Here is a 17,934-nt window from a genome sequence, read left to right as displayed (position 1 = left end):
TTTCGGATTTCACACAACTCACAGAATTGACAAGCGAAGCTCAAATAGCTTCAACTCCTGCAATTCAGCCATTGGCAGACGCGGCCACAGCTGTGCCGGCGACATTTTCTGTGGGCAGCCAAACCTATTCGGATCTGAATGACGCTATTACAGCGGCTCAGTCCGGCACGGATAAGACCATTGTTGTAGCAACGGATGGCTCGCTGTCCGGCAGCTATACCATCCCCGCCGGTGTTACGCTGCTGGTGCCGTTCGATGATGCTAATACACTGTACAAGGAAACACCCACGGCAACCAGAAAGGCGGCAGCGGCCAAAGCATACCGCAAGCTGGTGCTGGCTGCCGATGCGGCTCTGACGGTGGAGGGCGCCATCAGCGTTGGTGGTCAATACTACTCTGCTGGTGGCAGTCAGATTGGAGGAATGGTTGGCAATTATGGTCACCTCTGGCTGAACACCGGCGCTGCGATCACCGTAAAGAGTGGCGGTGCGCTGTATGCGTGGGGCTTTGTCTCCGGCAACGGTGCAGTCGCCGCTGAGAGCGGTGCCAAGGTATATGAGTGGTTCCAGATTGGCGACTTCCGCGGTGGACGTGCAACAATGTGCATGGGCAACAATGTATTTCCTTTTTCCCAGTATTTCATCCAAAACATTGAGTCTCCTTTAACCATTTATTCAGGTGCCGAAGAAATTCTCTATACAGATATCTATGCAAGTGACAGCCAAAATGGTGCTTCTGTCACCTTTATCGGAAACAGCGGCATGTTTAAGGTGCTTTCCGGCAGCCTGACAAAGCAGTACGACGCTGCCCAGGATCGCATGGTTTACACAGTAGACGGAAAGGCAGAGTTGAACAGTTTGAGTATCAACTCTGGTGCGCTTAGAGTAGATTCTTCCGAATATGTATTGCCCATCACCAACAATATGACCCTGCACATCACGCCGCGCAGCAGCATCACCACCAACCAGGACATTGCGCTCCTGCCCGGCGTGCAGGTATATGTGGACAAGGCGGCGGAGCTGACGATCGCTGCGCGCAAGAAGGCGTATATCTACGACAGCGACCAGTGGACGGACCAGAATTATGTCAATCCCAACGCGAAGTTCAAATCCGTGTTATATTCTCCCACGAAAAGCTATACGCGAACCAATGCCGATCTGGTGGACGCCCTTGTGGATGTCAACGGCACGCTCATTGCGGCCGGCGCGATCTACACCACAAAAAGCGGTGCGGACGTATGCTCCAGCCAGAAGACCGGCCGCTATATTATGAAGGCAACCTCTGGTACCGAGACAATCACCTATCAGTATACACAAAGCGGCTCGAACGTAACTTCTCATGATATCGGTATCGACCCGATCAGATTGAAAAATGACGACGGAAGCTATACGGACACCAAAGGTGCGGCGCAGGATCAGTATAACTTCGAGGTTGACAAGTGGCTCAAGTGCCAGCGCCTTCTGGTGATCTTTGATCCGAACTACACCGGCGCACCGGAGATCGAGGTGCAGAAGGTCGCGCCCTCCACGGATACGCCGCTACTCTCCAACCCGTTCACCCGCGAGAACTATACGTTTAACGGCTGGAATACCGCAGCCGACGGCAGCGGCACCTCCTATGCAGATGGCGACAACATCACCCTGACGGCGGACACCACCCTCTACGCCCAGTGGCGATGCAGCCATGCGGTCACTGAGGTGAGAGATGCCAAGGACGCCACCTGCACCGCGCCCGGCTACACCGGCGACACCTACTGCACCGTCTGCAACGAGATGGTGAAGAAAGGCGAGGTCATCCACGCCAAGGGACACACCGAGGTCATTGACCCGGCCGTCGAGCCTACCTGCACCGCGCCCGGCAAGACCGCAGGCGCGCACTGCTCTGTCTGCGGAACGGTTATCAAAGCGCAGGAAGAGATTCCCGCCAAGGGCCACAGATGGAATGAGGGCGAGATCACGACCGCCCCTACCTGTGAGAACGCCGGTGTCAAGACCTACACCTGCACAGTTTGCAATGCAACCAAGACCGAAGCAATCAGCGCGACCGGCCACACGCCTGTTCAGATCCCCGAAAAACCGGCCACCTGCACCGAGCCCGGCCATAAGGCCGGTACGAAGTGCTCCGTTTGTAAGGCAATCCTCTCCGGTATGGAAGAAATCCCTGCGACCGGCCACACAGAAGTAATCGATGTAGCAAAGGCTCCGACCTGCACGGAGACTGGTCTGACCGAAGGCAAGCACTGCTCTGTCTGCAACGAAGTCCTCGTTGCGCAGAAAGTGATCCCCGCCAAGGGACATACCGAGGTCATTGATCCGGCAGTTGAGCCGACCTGCACCGAACCCGGCAAGACCGAGGGCAAGCACTGCTCTGTCTGCAACGAAATCCTCGTTGCGCAGGAAGTGATCCCCGCCAAGGGACATACCGAGGTCATTGACCCCGCAGTCGCGCCGACCTGCACCAAGACCGGCCTGACGGAGGGCAAGCACTGTGATGTTTGCAAGGAAGTGCTTGTTAAACAGGAGGTAGTCCCTGCGACCGGCCACAAGCCGGAGATTCGCAATGCGGTCGAAGCAACGCTTACGACACCCGGTTACACCGGCGATACGTATTGCACGGTTTGTAATGAGCTTATCGCAAAAGGCGAAGTGATCCCGTGCCCGACCGGCTGGCTTGAGAGCGAGCAGGGCAGACAGTATTACAAGAACGGCGAACTGCAGAAGACTGGTTGGACCGTCATTGACGGCAATACCTACTATCTGGACACCGAAACCGGATACGCGGCTACCGGAATCGCGACGCTGGTCCCCGATGGAGCAACGGAAGAAGCCCGCTGCGTCTTTGACGGCAAGGGTGTGTTCCAAAAAGATGTTACCGGTGTTTACAGCGTCGGAAATGATACCTATTGGCTCAACAGCGGCATCATCGAGGAAGAAGCCGGCCTGAAGCGCGTTGTCAAGGAGAACGGCGAGGTCAACTATTATTACTTCGCGGTTCAGAAGAATCTGGAGGAGCGTGAGGGCCTGACCCTCTCGGCGGCGGTGAAGAGCACTGTGCTGAACGGCAAGGATTGCTGGCTCCACAAGACCAATGGCCTTGCGCTTCCTGAATGGGGCTACTACTTCGATGAGAACGGTGTCATTCTGCACGACGAGGACACCGGCAAGAACGGAATCCTGAAGGCTGGCGAAGATCTCTTCTACTATGTCGACGGCATCAAGGCTCCTGCAGGTATGATCAAGATCGGTGACGATTACTACTATGCCAACAGCAAGGGCCAGCTGATCGTGAACCAGACCTACTACTGCTCCAGAATGAACGGTCTGATGGAGGAAGGAACCTATGCCTTTGACGCAAAGGGCAAGCTCATTCCGGGTGCTACGGACAAGAATGGCATCGTGAAGGACGATGACGGCGTGCTTCGTTACTATGTCAACGGCAAGGTAACCTATGTTGGCCTGATTGAAATTGACGGTGATTTCTACTATGTCCGCAGCAGCGGTGAGGTCGTGAACGATTGTGTGTACTACATTTCCTGGACGCATGGTCTGAAGGAAGCCGGCTACTACACGTTCGATGAGAACGGAAAGCTGACCGGCACTCCGAAGAATGGCATCGTCGAGGAAGATGGTGTTCTGCATTACTATGTCAACGGAACACTGACCTATGCGGGCCTCATCAAAATTGGCGATGATTATTACTATGTGAATTCCAAGTGCGAAGTGGTACGCGATTGTGATTACTACATTTCCTGGACGCATGACCTGATGCCCCAGGGCAGATATCACTTCGACGCAGATGGCAAGCTGACAGGCAGCGTCGCACCTCTGAAAAACGGGATCTACGAGGAAGACGGAAGCCTGTACTTCTACAGGAACGGTGAACGTACCTATGCCGGTCTGATCCAGATCGACGGCGACTACTACTATGTGCGTTCCACCTGTGAGGTCGTCCATGACCGCAGCTACTATGTGTACTGGACGCACGGCCTGATGCCGGAGGGATATTACAACTTTGACAGTGCTGGCCGGATGATTCTGGACAGCGAAACCGAGTAAATACACTGGAACCGCCGGGGCGCACCTTGGCGCCTCGGCGGTTCTCTTTTATCACACAACATCGGAGATGAGAAGGATGAAAGTGCTGTTTGTCAATTTGGTATATGGGACTGGAAGCACTGGAAAAATCATCGCTGATATCATGAACCTGCTGAAAAAGTATGGCAATGATGTAAAGACTTTATACGGTACGGGAGCATGCTCCGACAATGCGGACACAGTGAAGGTGTCTGGAAAGCTGGAGTATTACTTTCACAATGCAGTATCACGATTCACAGACCATGCGGGACTATATTCCTGGGCGGCGACCAGAAAGATGATCCGAGAAATCAGAGCGTTTCAGCCTGATCTGATCCATCTGCACACGCTGCACGGCTTCTATGTGAATTACGAGATGCTGTTCCGCTTTTTGAAGGAAGCGAATATTCCCGTCGTTTGGACTTTGCATGATTGCTGGACTTTTACCGGCCATTGCACACATTTCTCGCAAGTCAAGTGTATGCAATGGCAGACCGAGTGCCGGGACTGCAAATTGCTGTACCGGTATCCGCAATGCTATTGGAAAGGCGATGTAAGGCATAACTTCCTTCGCAAAAAGAATGCCTTTACCGGTGTAAAAAGTCTGACCATCACAACGCCCTCGCAATGGCTTGCGGATCAGGTTTCACAGTCGTTCCTACAGAACTATCCGAGAACCGTTATTCCCAACGGGATTGACCGCACGATTTTCCGCCCACAGTCCAGCAGCTTGCGTGAAAAGTATCATCTGGAAGATAAGAAAATCGTCCTCGGGGTAGCCAATGCATGGAATGCACGCAAGGGTTTGCCGGATTTGCTGACGCTTGCTGGCCGCCTCGGCTCTGACTATCAGGTGGTTTTGATTGGCCTAATCGAAAAGCAACTGCCGAATATTCCTTCCAATGTGCTTGGGCTTTTACGCACGGCAAATCAAATCGAATTGGCGCAATGGTACTCTACCGCAGATGTGTTTGTGAACCCTACCTATGAGGAAACCTTTGGCCTGACTACGGTAGAGGCCCAGGCATGCGGAACGCCAGTGGTGGTATACGAAACGGACGGTTGTCCTGAAACGGTAGCACCGGGAAATGGACGCTTGATTCCGCAGGGCGATATGCAGGCATTGGAGAATGCCGTGAGAGACGTGGCGGACAGCAACTGGCGTGCGGACCCTAAAAAAATGGTGCGTTTTGACAAGGACACGGTGTATCAAGGCTATGTCAAACTCTATGAAAATGTTTTGTCTACTTTGAAAAAGGGCGTGTGATGGCTACATGAGAATTCTTTTTTGCAGTAACTACTTTACGCATCATCAAGTTTCCCTATCCGATGCCCTCTATGAATTGACAAATCACAACTATTGCTTCGTGGCGCATAAAGAGATGGATGCAGAGCGAAAGAACCTCGGATGGGGAAATGATTTGGTGCGTTCATATACCTGTTCGGCATCAGACCAGGAGGTTCAGAAGCAATTAAATGATCTGGATGTTTTGATAGCAGGTTCCTTTCCAGAGCGTCAGACAAAGGAATACGGCAAAAAGGCCAAATTGTTTTTCCGATATTCCGAGCGACCGCTGAAAGCTGGAAATCCTGTTTTGAAATATATACCGCGATTTCTCAAGTGGCATTATTACAATCCACCTTGGCGGAAGACATATATGCTCTGCGCCAGTGCCTATACCGCGGGGGATTATGCAAAATTCGGTCTTTTCCATAATCGGTGCTACAAATGGGGTTACTTTCCGGAGACGATCCGGTATCCCAGCATTGATGACTTGATTGACCGCAAAGCAAAAGCAACCATTTTGTGGTGTGGACGCTTTCTGGACTGGAAGCATCCGGACGATGTGATTGAGGTTGCAAAGAGACTCCATGAGGCAGGATGCTGCTTCAAAATCGAGATGATCGGTACCGGTGAGATGGAGCGGCAGCTCAAGCAACAGGCTTCGGAAGCTGGACTTCTGGATGAAAATGTACGGTTTCTTGGGGCCATGTCTCCGGAAGCCGTGCGTCGTCATATGGAAAGCGCAGGCATCTACTTATTCACAAGTGACCGCCAAGAGGGCTGGGGCGCTGTGTTAAACGAGGCCATGAACAGCGGCTGTGCGGTGGTTGCCAGCTATGCAGCAGGGGCAACACCTTACCTCGTAAATGACGGCGTGAATGGAAGCGTTTATCACTCCGGCAATATTCAGGAGCTTTATGAAAAGGTACGACGGCTTCTTGAAAATACGACTATGCAGTATAGCTTTGGAAAAGCGGCGTACCTGACGATTACAGAATTGTGGAATGCAGAGGTTGCCGCAAAGCGATTTTTGCAGCTATCGCAGGCACTTTTGAACGGTACAGACGCTTCCGGCTTGTTTGCGAACGGTCCATGCAGCCTCGCAAAGCCGCTGCGGGAGGACTGGTATCAAAGATGAAGTTGAAGACTATCAAAAAACGAATTGTGATTTACCTTGTCAATCATGTCTTGGCCGGAACACGTTTTTTCCCCGCAAAGAGGAATCTTCTTCGTTCCATCGGCTATGAGATCGGAGAAAATACCAAAATTGTCGGGCCGATTCATAATACAGGGACGCTCCGCATTGGTGCGAATTGTTGGATTGGATGCAATCTCACTGTCCATGGAAATGGGACAGTGACGATTGGAGATAACTGCGATATTGCTCCGGATGTCACCTTCCTGACAGGTGGACACCAGATGGGCGACCATAGCAGGCGGGCTGGAAAAGGCGAATCCTATCATATTGCAGTAGGCAGCGGCGTGTGGATCGGTGGTCGGGTTACGCTCCTATTGAATACGAGCATTGGGGATGGAAGTATGATCGCAGCCTGCGCCTGTGTTCCTAAAGATGTGCCGGCGGATACGATGGTGGCCGGTGTCCCAGCCAAAGTGATGAAGGAGCTTGAAGATTTTGCTGCAGTCGCTCAGAAAGAATAAAGTCGTTAAAAATGCCGGATGGATCATCGGTGGCAAAGTGGCGAACAAGCTGCTGGCTTTTGTCGTTGGTATTTTTGCGGCGCGCTATCTTGGCCCAAGCAATTACGGCCTGATCAATTACGCGGCGGCATATGCGGCATTCTTTGCCTCGCTCTGTACGCTTGGCATTAACAGCGTGATCGTTAAGAACTTTGTGGATCATCCGGATCAGCAGGGCGAAACAATTGGAACGACCCTGTTGCTGCGGGCGATCTCAAGTCTGCTGTCTGCGCTGGCAATCATCGGCATTGTCAGTGTTGTGGACAGAGGGGAACGTCTCACCATTGTGGTTGTGGCGCTGTACAGCATTGGCCTCATTTTTCAGGTGTTTGATACCCTCAACTACTGGTTTCAGGCCAGGCTCCAGTCCAAGTATTCCGCCATTGCCGAACTCGTCTCGTATGCGGCAATGTCTGTGTACAAAATTATTTTGCTTGCGCTTGGGAAAAGCGTGGAATGGTTCGCCGTTGCAAGCGCATTGGATTACATCGTACTCGCAGCGTTTTTGCTGATTGCTTATTTCAAAAATGGCGGAACAAGATTCCGTTACTCTCTGGAAAAAGCAAAGGAGCTTCTGCAAAGCAGCGGCAGCTTTATCATAGCCGGGCTGATGGTCTCCATCTATGCTTGTACAGATAAGCTGATGCTCAAGCAGATGCTTGGCGCAGATGCCGTCGGACATTATTCACTTGCTTCGACGGTCAGCGTTTCATGGGCCTTTATTCTCTCAGCAATCATTGATTCCCTTTATCCGGAGATCGTGCAGAGTTTTCAGAAAGACCGCCTGCGCTATGAGCGGAAGAACCGGCAGCTCTACGCAATTGTTTTTTATGTGTCCCTGTTCGTATCCGCAATGATCTGCCTTGTCGCAAAGCCTTTTATTTTGATTCTCTATGGAGAAAACTATCTGCCGGCAGTCGGGCCTCTGCGCATCGTGGTTTGGTACACAGCGTTTTCCTACCTTGGTGTTGCCAGAAATGCATGGATGGTATGTGAAAACAGGCAGAAATATCTGAAATACCTGTATGTCAGTGCGGCTGCACTTAATGTTGTGCTGAACCTTGCGCTGATCCCATCGTGGGGAGCATCTGGAGCCGCTGCGGCCTCGCTAATCACCCAGGCTTCGACAACAGTGATTCTTCCCGCAATAATAAGGCCTTTGAGACCAAACTGTAGACTGATGCTTGATGCAGTACTTTTTCGCGGGATTTTTCCAAAAAAGAATGAAAGCACAGCAAGGAGAAATTGGAGATGAGTGTTCTTTTCGGCAAAAGAACAAATGCCGCTAATACAATAACTATTGTGGGGCTGTTCCTCTTTTCGGTCGGTGCCTTCAATCTTCCTGGTCAAATTTTCTTCGCATTGACTCTTTACTTTTTTATATGGAAATCGAAAACCATTGTCATTGAAAAGCATGATGTTATTCTCTTGCTTTTTTCGACATCCTATTTTGTTATTTATACTTTTAACTTTGGATTTGCGGTAAAAAGTCTAATCATATATCTTTGGGGACCTTGGGCAGCCTACTTGTTCGGAAAGTGGTTTGTTTTATCTGATAATAGCGACCGTTCGTTTCAAGAAATGACGAATACGCTAACATTTGGTTTCTTTCTGCACGGCGTTTTGAATCTGCTCGCATATCTTAAATCAGACTACTATGCGCAATATGCTTATCAAAGAGTGTCCGTCGATTTTTGGCGTGGTGACATGGTTTCAGTTATCTCTACGGGGTTTATGTTCACATTTGCGGTTGCTCTTTCAACTTCAATCCTGTTCTCCCATTGCGGGGTTCGAAAAAAGCTTATAGCGCTGGCGGTTCTATTGATGAGTACGTTTGAAGCATCGTTCTTTGCCTATCGAACGATGATATTCATTGTTTTAATTCTTGTTGCTTTTAACCTACTTCGTTGGCTTCATGACTCATCTGTGCGAATCAGCAGAAAAGCTTTGCTCATTGGGCTTGCCGCGCTCTTTTTTGTTGCGATATTTGCAATTGTGTTCCTGAATGCTTTCGGAATTCAAGATGAATTGCTGTCTTTGAAAATTGTACGGCGACTGCTATACGATGACAAATCTTCGAGGTTTAAAACATGGACCTCATATTTGTTTTCGGGGGATTGGCTTCGTTATCCCTTTGGAGGCCAGAAGAGTGAATTCGCATATCACGGAGAGTGGGTACACAATCTATGGCTTGATATTTTAAATAAGGTTGGACTGATTCCCTTTGTAATCGCTGTAATATTTACGATAACGAGCATACGGTCTGCATATGGTGCCGCTGTGCGTATGAAAAAAACAAACCACAATTTGCTATCAAATCAAATTGCAAGTTTAGGTTTAGGTGCATTGCTGATCTGTATGCCTGAGCCTGTTGTTGATGCAAATCCGTATTTTTTCTTTGCTATTCTAATGCTATTGGGTGGCATCAAAGGAGTGGAGTGCTCATTCGGCAAGGAAGATACCGCTGAATCGGAAAGGGGATTCTAAAGACATGTCTCAATTCAAAGATAAAATACTGCTCATTACCGGTGGGACAGGCTCCTTTGGCAACGCTGTGCTGCGCCGCTTCCTGACCACCGACATTGCAGAGATCCGCATTCTCTCACGGGATGAGAAGAAGCAGGATGATATGCGGCATACCTATCAGGAGCTGTATCCGCAGTATGCGGAAAAGATCAAATTCTACATAGGTGATGTGCGGGACTACCGTTCCATCGACCCGGCGTTCCGCGGGGTGGATTATGTATTCCACGCAGCCGCCCTCAAGCAGGTACCCTCCTGCGAGTTTTACCCCATGGAAGCGGTCAAAACCAACGTGGCCGGTTCTGACAATGTGATCTCTGCCTGTGTGGAAAACCATGTGAAGAAGGCAATCTTCCTGTCTACGGACAAGGCGGCTTATCCCATCAATGCTATGGGCATGACGAAGGCCGTCATGGAGAAGAATGTGATCGCCCGCTCCCGGCAGATGCTGCCCGGAGATCCGGTTCTGTGCCTGACCCGATACGGCAACGTCATGGCTTCCCGCGGCTCGGTCATCCCGCTGTTCTGCGACCAGATCGACGAGGGGAAGCCCCTGACGATCACGAATCCCAATATGACCCGTTTTATGATGACGCTCAGCGATGCCGTAGACCTTGTGCTTTATGCCTTTGAGCATGGCGAACAGGGCGACCTGTTCGTGCAGAAGGCCCCTGCTGCGACCATCGAGACGCTGGCACAGGCTGTGCTGGAGCTGAAGCACTCCAACCTTGGCACGACGATCATCGGAACGCGGCATGGCGAAAAGCTCTTTGAGGTGCTGGTCACTGCAGAGGAAATGATGCGGGCGGAAGAGCTGCCCGGCTTCTTCCGCATTCCGGCGGACAACCGGGATCTGAACTATGACAACTATTTCAGTAAAGGCAACCCGGAATTCGGCAAGATCGAGCAATATACCTCACACAATACACACCGGCTGAATGTGGAGGAAATGAAACAGCTTTTGCTGAAGCTGAAGCTGTTCGGAGGAACTTGCTGATGAATGTACTGATCACCGGCGCAAACGGATTTGTTGGGAAAAATCTGACGCAGCGCCTTTCCGCCATCAAGGATCACAGAGACAGGACTCGGCCCGCACTGCAAATCGAGGAAATTCTCTTGTGTACGCGGGATACTTCGGCTGAAACCCTGGTGGGCTACTGCCAAAAGGCGGATTTCGTGGTTCACCTGGCTGGCGTGAACCGGCCCCAGGATCCGGGAGAATTTGCAGCCGGAAACACGGACTTCACCCGTACCCTGTTGGAGATGCTTCGGGAAAGCGGCAACCGCTGCCCAGTGCTGCTGTCTTCCTCCATTCAGGCCAGCCTGACCGGACGATATGCCGAAAGTCCCTATGGGCAGTCCAAAAAAGCGGCGGAGGAGCTGCTCCTCGCTTACGGCAGAGAAACCGGTGCAAACGGGATGATCTATCGTCTGCCGAACCTGTTTGGCAAGTGGTGCCGCCCCAACTACAATTCGGTGGTGGCAACCTTCTGCCATCATATCGCGCGGGATCTGCCGATCACCGTTTCAGACCCGGCAGTCGAATTGGAACTGGTCTACATTGACGACCTGATCAACGAGATTCTGAACGCCATGGAGGGGCATCCCAACCGGACAGATGGGGCGTATTGCAGCGTTCCGGTCAGTCATCCTGTGACGCTGGGCGAGATCGTCCGTCTACTCCGAACGTTCCGGGAGCAGCCGCAGACGCTTTTGCTGCCAGAGATCCCGGATGGCAGCTTTGCAAAGAAGCTCTATAGTACCTATCTGTCCTATCTGCCGCCGGAAAAAATTGCGTTCCCGCTAAAGATGAATGTGGATGAGCGAGGCAGCTTCACGGAACTTCTGAAGACCGCCTCCTGCGGACAGGTCTCCGTCAACATCATAAGACCGGGCGTCACCAAGGGACAGCACTGGCACAACAGCAAGTGGGAATTCTTTATCGTCGTGGCCGGACACGGGCTGATTCAGGAACGTCAAATCGGCTCCGATGAAAAGATCGAATTTGAGGTCAGCGGCGACCGGATCCAGGCTGTTCATATGTTGCCGGGCTATACCCACAATATTATCAATCTGAGCGAAACGGAAAATCTGGTGACAGTCATGTGGGCCAACGAGCAGTTTGACCCCAGCCATCCGGATACCTACTTTGAGGAGGTGTAGCAATGGGAAAGCTGAAGCTGATGACGATTATCGGTACGCGGCCGGAAATCATCCGGCTGTCCGCCACGATAAAGTGCTGCGACCGGTACTTTGAGCAGATTCTAGTCCACACTGGTCAGAACTACGACTACACCCTCAATCAGGTGTTTTTTGACGATCTTGGCCTTCGGGCACCGGACTATTATCTGGATGCTGTAGGCGATGACCTCGGAGCCACGATTGGGAATATCATCGAGAAGTCCTACAAGCTGATGGTGCGGGTCAGGCCGGATGCGGTGCTGGTCCTGGGCGACACCAACTCCTGCCTTTCTGTGATCGGCGCCAAACGGCTGCACATTCCGATTTTCCATATGGAGGCGGGTAACCGCTGCAAGGACGAGCGCCTGCCGGAGGAGACGAACCGACGCATTGTGGATATTATCAGCGATGTAAATCTCTGCTATTCAGAACACGCACGCCGGTATCTGATGGAGTGCGGCCTGCCGAAGGAGCGCACCTTTGTGACCGGCAGCCCCATGGCCGAGGTACTGCACGCCAATCTGGACAAGATCGAAGCGAGCGATGTCCACCAGCGTTTGGGACTGACTAAGGGGCAGTACATTCTGCTCTCGGCCCATCGGGAGGAAAATATCGATACAGACCGCAATTTTGTCCAGTTGTTCACAGCGGTCAATGCCATGGCAGAGAAGTATGATATGCCAATCCTTTACTCCTGCCACCCCAGAAGCAGAAAGCGGCTGGAGGCGACGGGATTCCAGCTGGACACCCGTGTGATCGCCCACGAACCGCTGGGCTTCCTTGATTACAACTGCCTCCAGATGAACGCTTTTGCGGTGGTTTCCGACAGCGGAACGCTGCCGGAGGAAAGCAGTTTCTTCCTGTCTGTCGGTAAGCCATTCCCGGCAGTCAGCATCCGCACCTCCACTGAGCGTCCCGAGGCGCTGGACGCGGGCTGCTTTGTACTCGCCGGAATCGACGCAGACTCCCTCCTGCAGGCGGTGGAGATGGCTGTCGGGATGCAGCGGGCGGAATGCTTTGGCACACCGGTAGCGGGTTACACTGCTGAAAACGTGTCCATGAAGGTTGCGAGAATCATTCAGAGCTACACGGGCATCGTCAATAAAATGGTTTGGAGGAAAGACGAATAAATGGCGCTTGCAGATAATCACATACACTTTTTGCTTGGAGTGGATGACGGTGCGAAAGACGAAGAAGTAATGCACGCCATTTTAGACGTGGCATAGCAAAAGGACCAAAGGGGGAGATACAAACAAGGGAGCTGTATATGGGGAAGTGCGGTTGGAAAAGGCAACTGCGTATCCCGTTCTCCGGCTTTACAACATTTGCCGGGGTGTGGTATCATGCGGACAGAAACAAATCTGCAAACGAGGGGGGACGCCTGTGTCAGACGCCAGAGAACAACCGGCGGCGCAGCCGCCAAAAAAACGCATGAGCAGCGGCACGCGTGTGCTGGTCATCATCGTGTGCATCCTGCTAGCCATTGCGCTGATCCTGGTCGGCACGGTGCTGATCCTGTCGGCGGTCGGCCGCAATGCGCTGACGAACGACGACGGGGTGAACATTGCCCGCGATGATGTGGAGGCGCTTGGCTCTGGCACGGTGCGCTACAACGGGCAGCTCTACCGCTATAATACCGACATTGTCACGATCCTGCTCATGGGCGTGGACGAGGAGGTCAAGCAGGATGCCGACGGCGTCTATGGAAACGCAAACCAGTCGGATGCGAATATCCTTGCGGTGCTCGACATGCGTAACCAGGAGCTGACGCTTGTGTCCATCTCGCGTGATGCGATGTGCACGCTGGACATTCTCGACAGCACCGGCGCACACGTCGGCACGGCCACGGCGCAGCTGGCGCTGGCCTATTCCTACGGCGACGGGGCAGAGCGCAGCTGCGAGCTGACGAGCGCGGCTGTTTCGCGCCTGTTTTATGACCTGCCGATCCCGGCCTACGGATCGATCTATATGCAGGGTATCCGCCAGCTTGTGGACAGTGTTGGTGGTGTGACCGTTACGCCGGATGCGAGCTTTTCCGGTTTCACCGCCGGACAGCCCGTGACGCTCACCGGTCAGCGCACGGAGAATTATATCCGCTACCGTGCCGACTCGACCGAGGGCAACAACCAGCGCATGCAGCGGCAGAAGCAGGTCGTGCTCGCGCTCGTGAACAAGATGCTCGCGCAGGTCAAGGAGGACCCGGCGAGCGTGCTGGCGCTCTATAACGATGTTCGGCGCAATATCACGACGAACATCAACACCGCCATGATGGTCTATCTGGCGCAGCAGGCGAGCGGGATGCACTTCTCGGGCGATATCGTCAACGTGCCCGGCACATCGGTTATGGGCGCGCAGAAGCACGCAGAGTATCAGGTCAATCCCGATGCGCTGTTGGAGATGGTCCTGGATATTTTCTACGAGCCGGTGGATGGTTGACTGAAAACGGTTATTTTTTGAAAATAACCCTTGCATTTTACACCGTTTCGGTGTAAAATTATGCTACTATTAGAAGCTGTAAGTTTATGAATGGAGGAGTTACACAATGAAGCGTTTTGTGGCCATTCTTTTGATACTCGTGCTTGTGTTTGCACTGTCGGCGACGGCGTTTGCTGCCAGTAATGTTACCAGCCCGGAGAAGGGCAACACGAATCCGAATGTCAATCCCGATTCCGGCAAGACCTCTCCGCAGACCGGTGAGTCCTTCAGCATCCTGTGGGTGATCTTGGCGGCCGTTGCTGCGGTCGGAGCGGTGCTGTTTTGCGGCAAAAAGCTGGTTCGCGCCAAGTAAGATGGCATAACTATGATAACAAAGCTCCATGATTCGTTCATGGAGCTTTTGTTTTATGAGGTGAACGATGAAAACGAAAAAGATCCTTGTGCGCAGTGTGCTGGTGCTTGTGGCGCTCGCGGCGCTGTGCGCGTGCGCGTGGTGCGTGTGGTACATCATTCAGTACTATCAGGGCCAGTCCTTCGGCGACCGGATGCGCACCAACGCCCCGGACGACACCGGCAGCTTCCAGCTTGGACGCGTGAAGATCCCGGTCGATTTCGACGAGCTGCAGGCCATGAACCCGGATATCTACGCCTGGGTGACGATCCCGGATACGGACATCAGCTACGCTGTGCTCCAGCGTGACGGCGATGATGATCAGGAGTATTACTCCAAGCACAGCGAAAACGGCGCGTACTACAGCGGCGGCAGCATCTTCAGTCAGGACTATAATCAAAAGGACTTCAGCGATCCCATGACCGTGCTCTACGGGCATAACCTGCGCAACGGACGCATGTTTGCCCAGCTCAACGACTTTTCGGATGCCGAGGTCTTTGAGGCGCACCGCTATATCTATATCTATCTTCCGGACCGGATGCTCGTTTATGAGATCTTCGCGGCCTATCCGCATTCGAACGAGCACCTGCTGCTGTGTCACGACTTTGCGGATGCGGACGATTTCACGGCGTATTTTGACGGCGTGCAGGCGCAAAAGAGCCTGCAGGCCAACTTCCGCACCGACGCCTGGCCCGAACCGGGCGACCGGGTGCTGACGCTCTCGACGTGCTTCCGGGGCGATAACCACCAACGCTACCTCGTGCAGGGCAAGCTCGTGGCGGAGGCCCACGCCAAATAACTGCATACGAAAAGGAAAACCCGGCAGAGCAAATGCTCTGCCGGGTTTTGCATCCGGAAGATCAGCCGTGCAGGCCGTTTTCCTGACGCTCCATGTTTTCAATGGCAATGTCATGAATCTGCTATATGATAGCGACTCTGACTCGATAAATCAAATGAAGTCTGGGTTACTGGGACGCGGGCCGTGGAAAGTACACTTTCCGGAAAAACCATCGTTGGCAGCGGCCATGGCATTAAGGCTATGATACGCTGCAGCTTCATAATCCTTGTCTTTATGAGCATAGTTTTTATCTTGTTGACAGTCTTTTCTTTGACAATGGAATCATCGCTCTGGATTCCTTTCCTTTTCTTTTTTAACAGATGTTTCTTTTCGACCGAAGCGTTTGGGCAGATTCACAGGATTTCTGGAGCAGAAATCCTGCTGTGCCTCCGCATCTGGGCACAGTAAGGGAGTGCTGCTTCTTGGGGAAAAATATCGGCACAAAAACCACCGCATCCCCGTTGATTTGCTCCGCGAAATGTGTTACGCTCTCAGTGCTGGAAGCCCGGCACTGGCCGGGAAATTTTCGTTTATGGGAAGACAGGTATGGACTATTATCTTCTTGCGGATATGACGGTGCAGATCGGCTACGAGCTCGCGGTCGCCGGGGCGGAGACGTACCGGGTCGAGGAGACCATGCGCCGTGTGATCGAGGCATATGGCACGGAGGGACAGGCGTTTGCCATCCCGAACTGTGTTGCGGTGAGCTTCGTGACGCCGAATACGAAGCCGCTGACCATCATGAAGCGCGTGGGCTACCATGGCAACGACCTCGAGCGCATTGAAAAGCTCAACGCGCTCAGCCGGCGCATCTGCGCCGAAGTCCCGGAGCCGCAGGAGGCGCAGCGCTGGCTCAAAGAGACGACAGCCGCCGTCCGCAGCTACGCCGTGTGGATATATTACCTCGGCAATTTCATGGCGGCGGCGGGCTTTTGCTGCGTATTTGGCGGCACGGTGCGCGACTGGCTCTGGGCAGGGCTGAGCGGCCTGATCATCGGCTTTGTGACGCGCTGCATGGACCGGCTGGAGGTCAACCCGTTTTTCAGCACCATTGCGGCGTCCTTTCTCATGGCGCTGCCGGCGTATGTCGCTGCCGGCCTCGGCTGGCTCGACTGCGTGGCGGTCGTCATCATCGGCGCGCTGATGCTGCTGGTGCCCGGACTGCTCATCACAAATTCGATGCGCGACATCATCTACGGCGACACGAGCTCCGGCGTCAGCCGCATCGTGCAGGTGCTGCTCTCGGCGTTCGCCATCGCGCTTGGCACGGCGGCGGCGTGGCACGTCACGACGCCGATCTACGGCCATGCGGAGGCGGCCGCAGCGCTGACCTATCCGCTCTGGGCGCAGGGTCTCGCGACGTTTGTCGCCTGCCTTGGATTTGTGATCCTGTTTAATGTCCACGACTGGGGCAGCGTTTTGTGCGCGCTCGGCAGCGCGCTGACATGGATCGTGTACCTGCTGTGCAGCAGGGCCGGGTTCAGTATCTACAGCGCCAACTTCTTTTCCGAGGTCGTGGCCGCCGTGTATTCCGAGGGCATGGGGCGCTGGCGCAAGTGCCCGGTCACGTCCTATCTGGTCATCTCCAGCATTCCGCTGCTGCCTGGCGCCGGTATTTATTATACGATGAGCATCGGCCTTTCGGGCTCCGTGCAGGCGGCGCTGCAAAAGGGACTGGAGACGGCCGGGATCGCGGGCAGTCTGGCAGTTGGCATCCTGCTGGTGTCGACGGTGTTTCGTGCAGTAAATGCACGCAGGCGCCGCGCATCTGCACCCGGACGCGAATAAACAGGGGGGCGAACCATGGAAAAATCGACTGTACTATTGTTTGATATTGATAATACACTGCTGGACTTCAGCGCCGGTGCGATGCAGGCAATGGAGGAGATCTTCCGCGCGGCAGGACTGCCGTATGCGCCGGAGATGTTCGCCGTGTTTCAGGTGGAGAACGACAAGCTCTGGGCGCGGATCGAGCGCGGCGAGCTGACGATCGCCGGGCTGCGGGACGTGCGCTGGCAGACGATCCTGGCGCGGCTCGGGCTGGAGGCTGACGGCGCGGCGATGGAGGATGCGTTCCGCGACCGTCTGCATGAGAGCGCGGTCCCGGTCGCGGGCGCGCCGGAGGTGCTGGCGCGGCTGCATGGGAAATACCGCCTGTGCGCTGCAAGCAACGGGCCGTATGCGCAGCAGGTGAACCGTCTGCGCCGGGCCGGGATGCTCGATGCGTTTGAGCGGCTGTTCATCTCCGGGCAGATGGGCGCAGAGAAGCCGAGCCGGGTATTCTTTGACCGGTGTCTTGCGCAGCTGCCCGGTGTTCGGTCGGAACAGTGCCTGATGATCGGTGATTCGCTCACGGCGGACATTGCGGGCGGCAGGGCAGCGGGGATGCGCACCTGCTGGTTCGACCCCGCCGACCGCGGTGCGGCCATGCCGCCGCAGGCGGACTGGCGCATCACGCGGCTGGAGGAATTGTTCGATATTCTCTAAGAAAGCGCAAAAAGCAGACCGC

At 53.7% G+C, this 17,934-nt stretch carries 14 protein-coding genes; all 14 read left to right on the top strand.

Annotated features, from left to right (window positions below; all coding sequences use genetic code 11):
• Window positions 1–110: 110 nt before the first annotated feature.
• Window positions 111–4,055, top strand: coding sequence for an InlB B-repeat-containing protein (locus OGM61_09230; GenBank protein ID UYI84032.1), 3,945 nt, complete (start codon window positions 111–113; stop codon window positions 4,053–4,055).
• A 76-nt stretch (window positions 4,056–4,131) separates the two neighbouring features.
• The gene (locus OGM61_09225; GenBank protein UYI84031.1) at window positions 4,132–5,340 is read left to right on the top strand and encodes a glycosyltransferase; all 1,209 of its coding nucleotides are present in this window, start codon (window positions 4,132–4,134) and stop codon (window positions 5,338–5,340) included.
• Window positions 5,341–5,347: 7 nt separating this feature from the next.
• Window positions 5,348–6,496, top strand: a complete 1,149-nt coding sequence (locus OGM61_09220; GenBank protein UYI84030.1) for a glycosyltransferase — start codon at window positions 5,348–5,350, stop codon at window positions 6,494–6,496.
• A gap of 2 nt (window positions 6,497–6,498) precedes the next feature.
• Window positions 6,499–7,017, top strand: a complete 519-nt coding sequence (locus OGM61_09215) for an acyltransferase (protein ID UYI84029.1) — start codon at window positions 6,499–6,501, stop codon at window positions 7,015–7,017.
• A complete protein-coding gene (locus tag OGM61_09210) occupies window positions 6,992–8,311 on the top strand; it encodes a flippase (GenBank protein ID UYI84028.1) in 1,320 nt (439 codons plus the stop codon). Before OGM61_09215 ends, OGM61_09210 begins: the two co-directional genes overlap by 26 nt.
• Window positions 8,308–9,543, top strand: a complete 1,236-nt coding sequence (locus OGM61_09205; protein ID UYI84027.1) for a hypothetical protein — start codon at window positions 8,308–8,310, stop codon at window positions 9,541–9,543. Before OGM61_09210 ends, OGM61_09205 begins: the two co-directional genes overlap by 4 nt.
• A gap of 4 nt (window positions 9,544–9,547) precedes the next feature.
• Entirely contained in the window at window positions 9,548–10,576 is a 1,029-nt protein-coding gene (locus OGM61_09200; protein ID UYI84026.1) for a polysaccharide biosynthesis protein, read from the top strand.
• Window positions 10,570–11,742, top strand: a complete 1,173-nt coding sequence (locus tag OGM61_09195) for a capsular polysaccharide biosynthesis protein CapF (GenBank protein ID UYI84025.1) — start codon at window positions 10,570–10,572, stop codon at window positions 11,740–11,742. Before OGM61_09200 ends, OGM61_09195 begins: the two co-directional genes overlap by 7 nt.
• 2 nt (window positions 11,743–11,744) lie before the next feature.
• Window positions 11,745–12,890 carry a UDP-N-acetylglucosamine 2-epimerase (non-hydrolyzing) gene (gene wecB / locus OGM61_09190; GenBank protein ID UYI84024.1) on the top strand — a complete coding sequence of 382 codons (1,146 nt, stop codon included), beginning with the start codon at window positions 11,745–11,747 and terminating at the stop codon, window positions 12,888–12,890.
• Window positions 12,891–13,191: 301 nt separating this feature from the next.
• Window positions 13,192–14,196 (top strand): LCP family protein, encoded by a 1,005-nt coding sequence (locus OGM61_09185; protein ID UYI84023.1) that lies wholly within the window; start codon window positions 13,192–13,194, stop codon window positions 14,194–14,196.
• 106 nt (window positions 14,197–14,302) lie between these two features.
• Window positions 14,303–14,548, top strand: a complete 246-nt coding sequence (locus OGM61_09180) for an LPXTG cell wall anchor domain-containing protein (protein UYI84022.1) — start codon at window positions 14,303–14,305, stop codon at window positions 14,546–14,548.
• Between the two features lie 67 nt (window positions 14,549–14,615).
• Window positions 14,616–15,386 carry a class B sortase gene (locus tag OGM61_09175; GenBank protein ID UYI84021.1) on the top strand — a complete coding sequence of 257 codons (771 nt, stop codon included), beginning with the start codon at window positions 14,616–14,618 and terminating at the stop codon, window positions 15,384–15,386.
• Window positions 15,387–15,971: 585 nt separating this feature from the next.
• On the top strand, window positions 15,972–17,213 hold the full coding sequence (locus OGM61_09170) for a threonine/serine exporter family protein (GenBank protein UYI84020.1): 1,242 nt from the start codon (window positions 15,972–15,974) through the stop codon (window positions 17,211–17,213).
• 15 nt (window positions 17,214–17,228) lie between these two features.
• On the top strand, window positions 17,229–17,912 hold the full coding sequence (locus tag OGM61_09165) for a YjjG family noncanonical pyrimidine nucleotidase (GenBank protein ID UYI84019.1): 684 nt from the start codon (window positions 17,229–17,231) through the stop codon (window positions 17,910–17,912).
• The last annotated feature ends 22 nt before the right edge of the window (window positions 17,913–17,934 follow it).

It is taken from the genome of Clostridiales bacterium (assembly GCA_025757645.1).
Classification (GTDB): domain Bacteria; phylum Bacillota; class Clostridia; order Oscillospirales; family Oscillospiraceae; genus CAG-103.
Note: the sequence above shows the minus strand (reverse complement) of the source record. Positions and strands in the feature narration are given on the sequence as shown.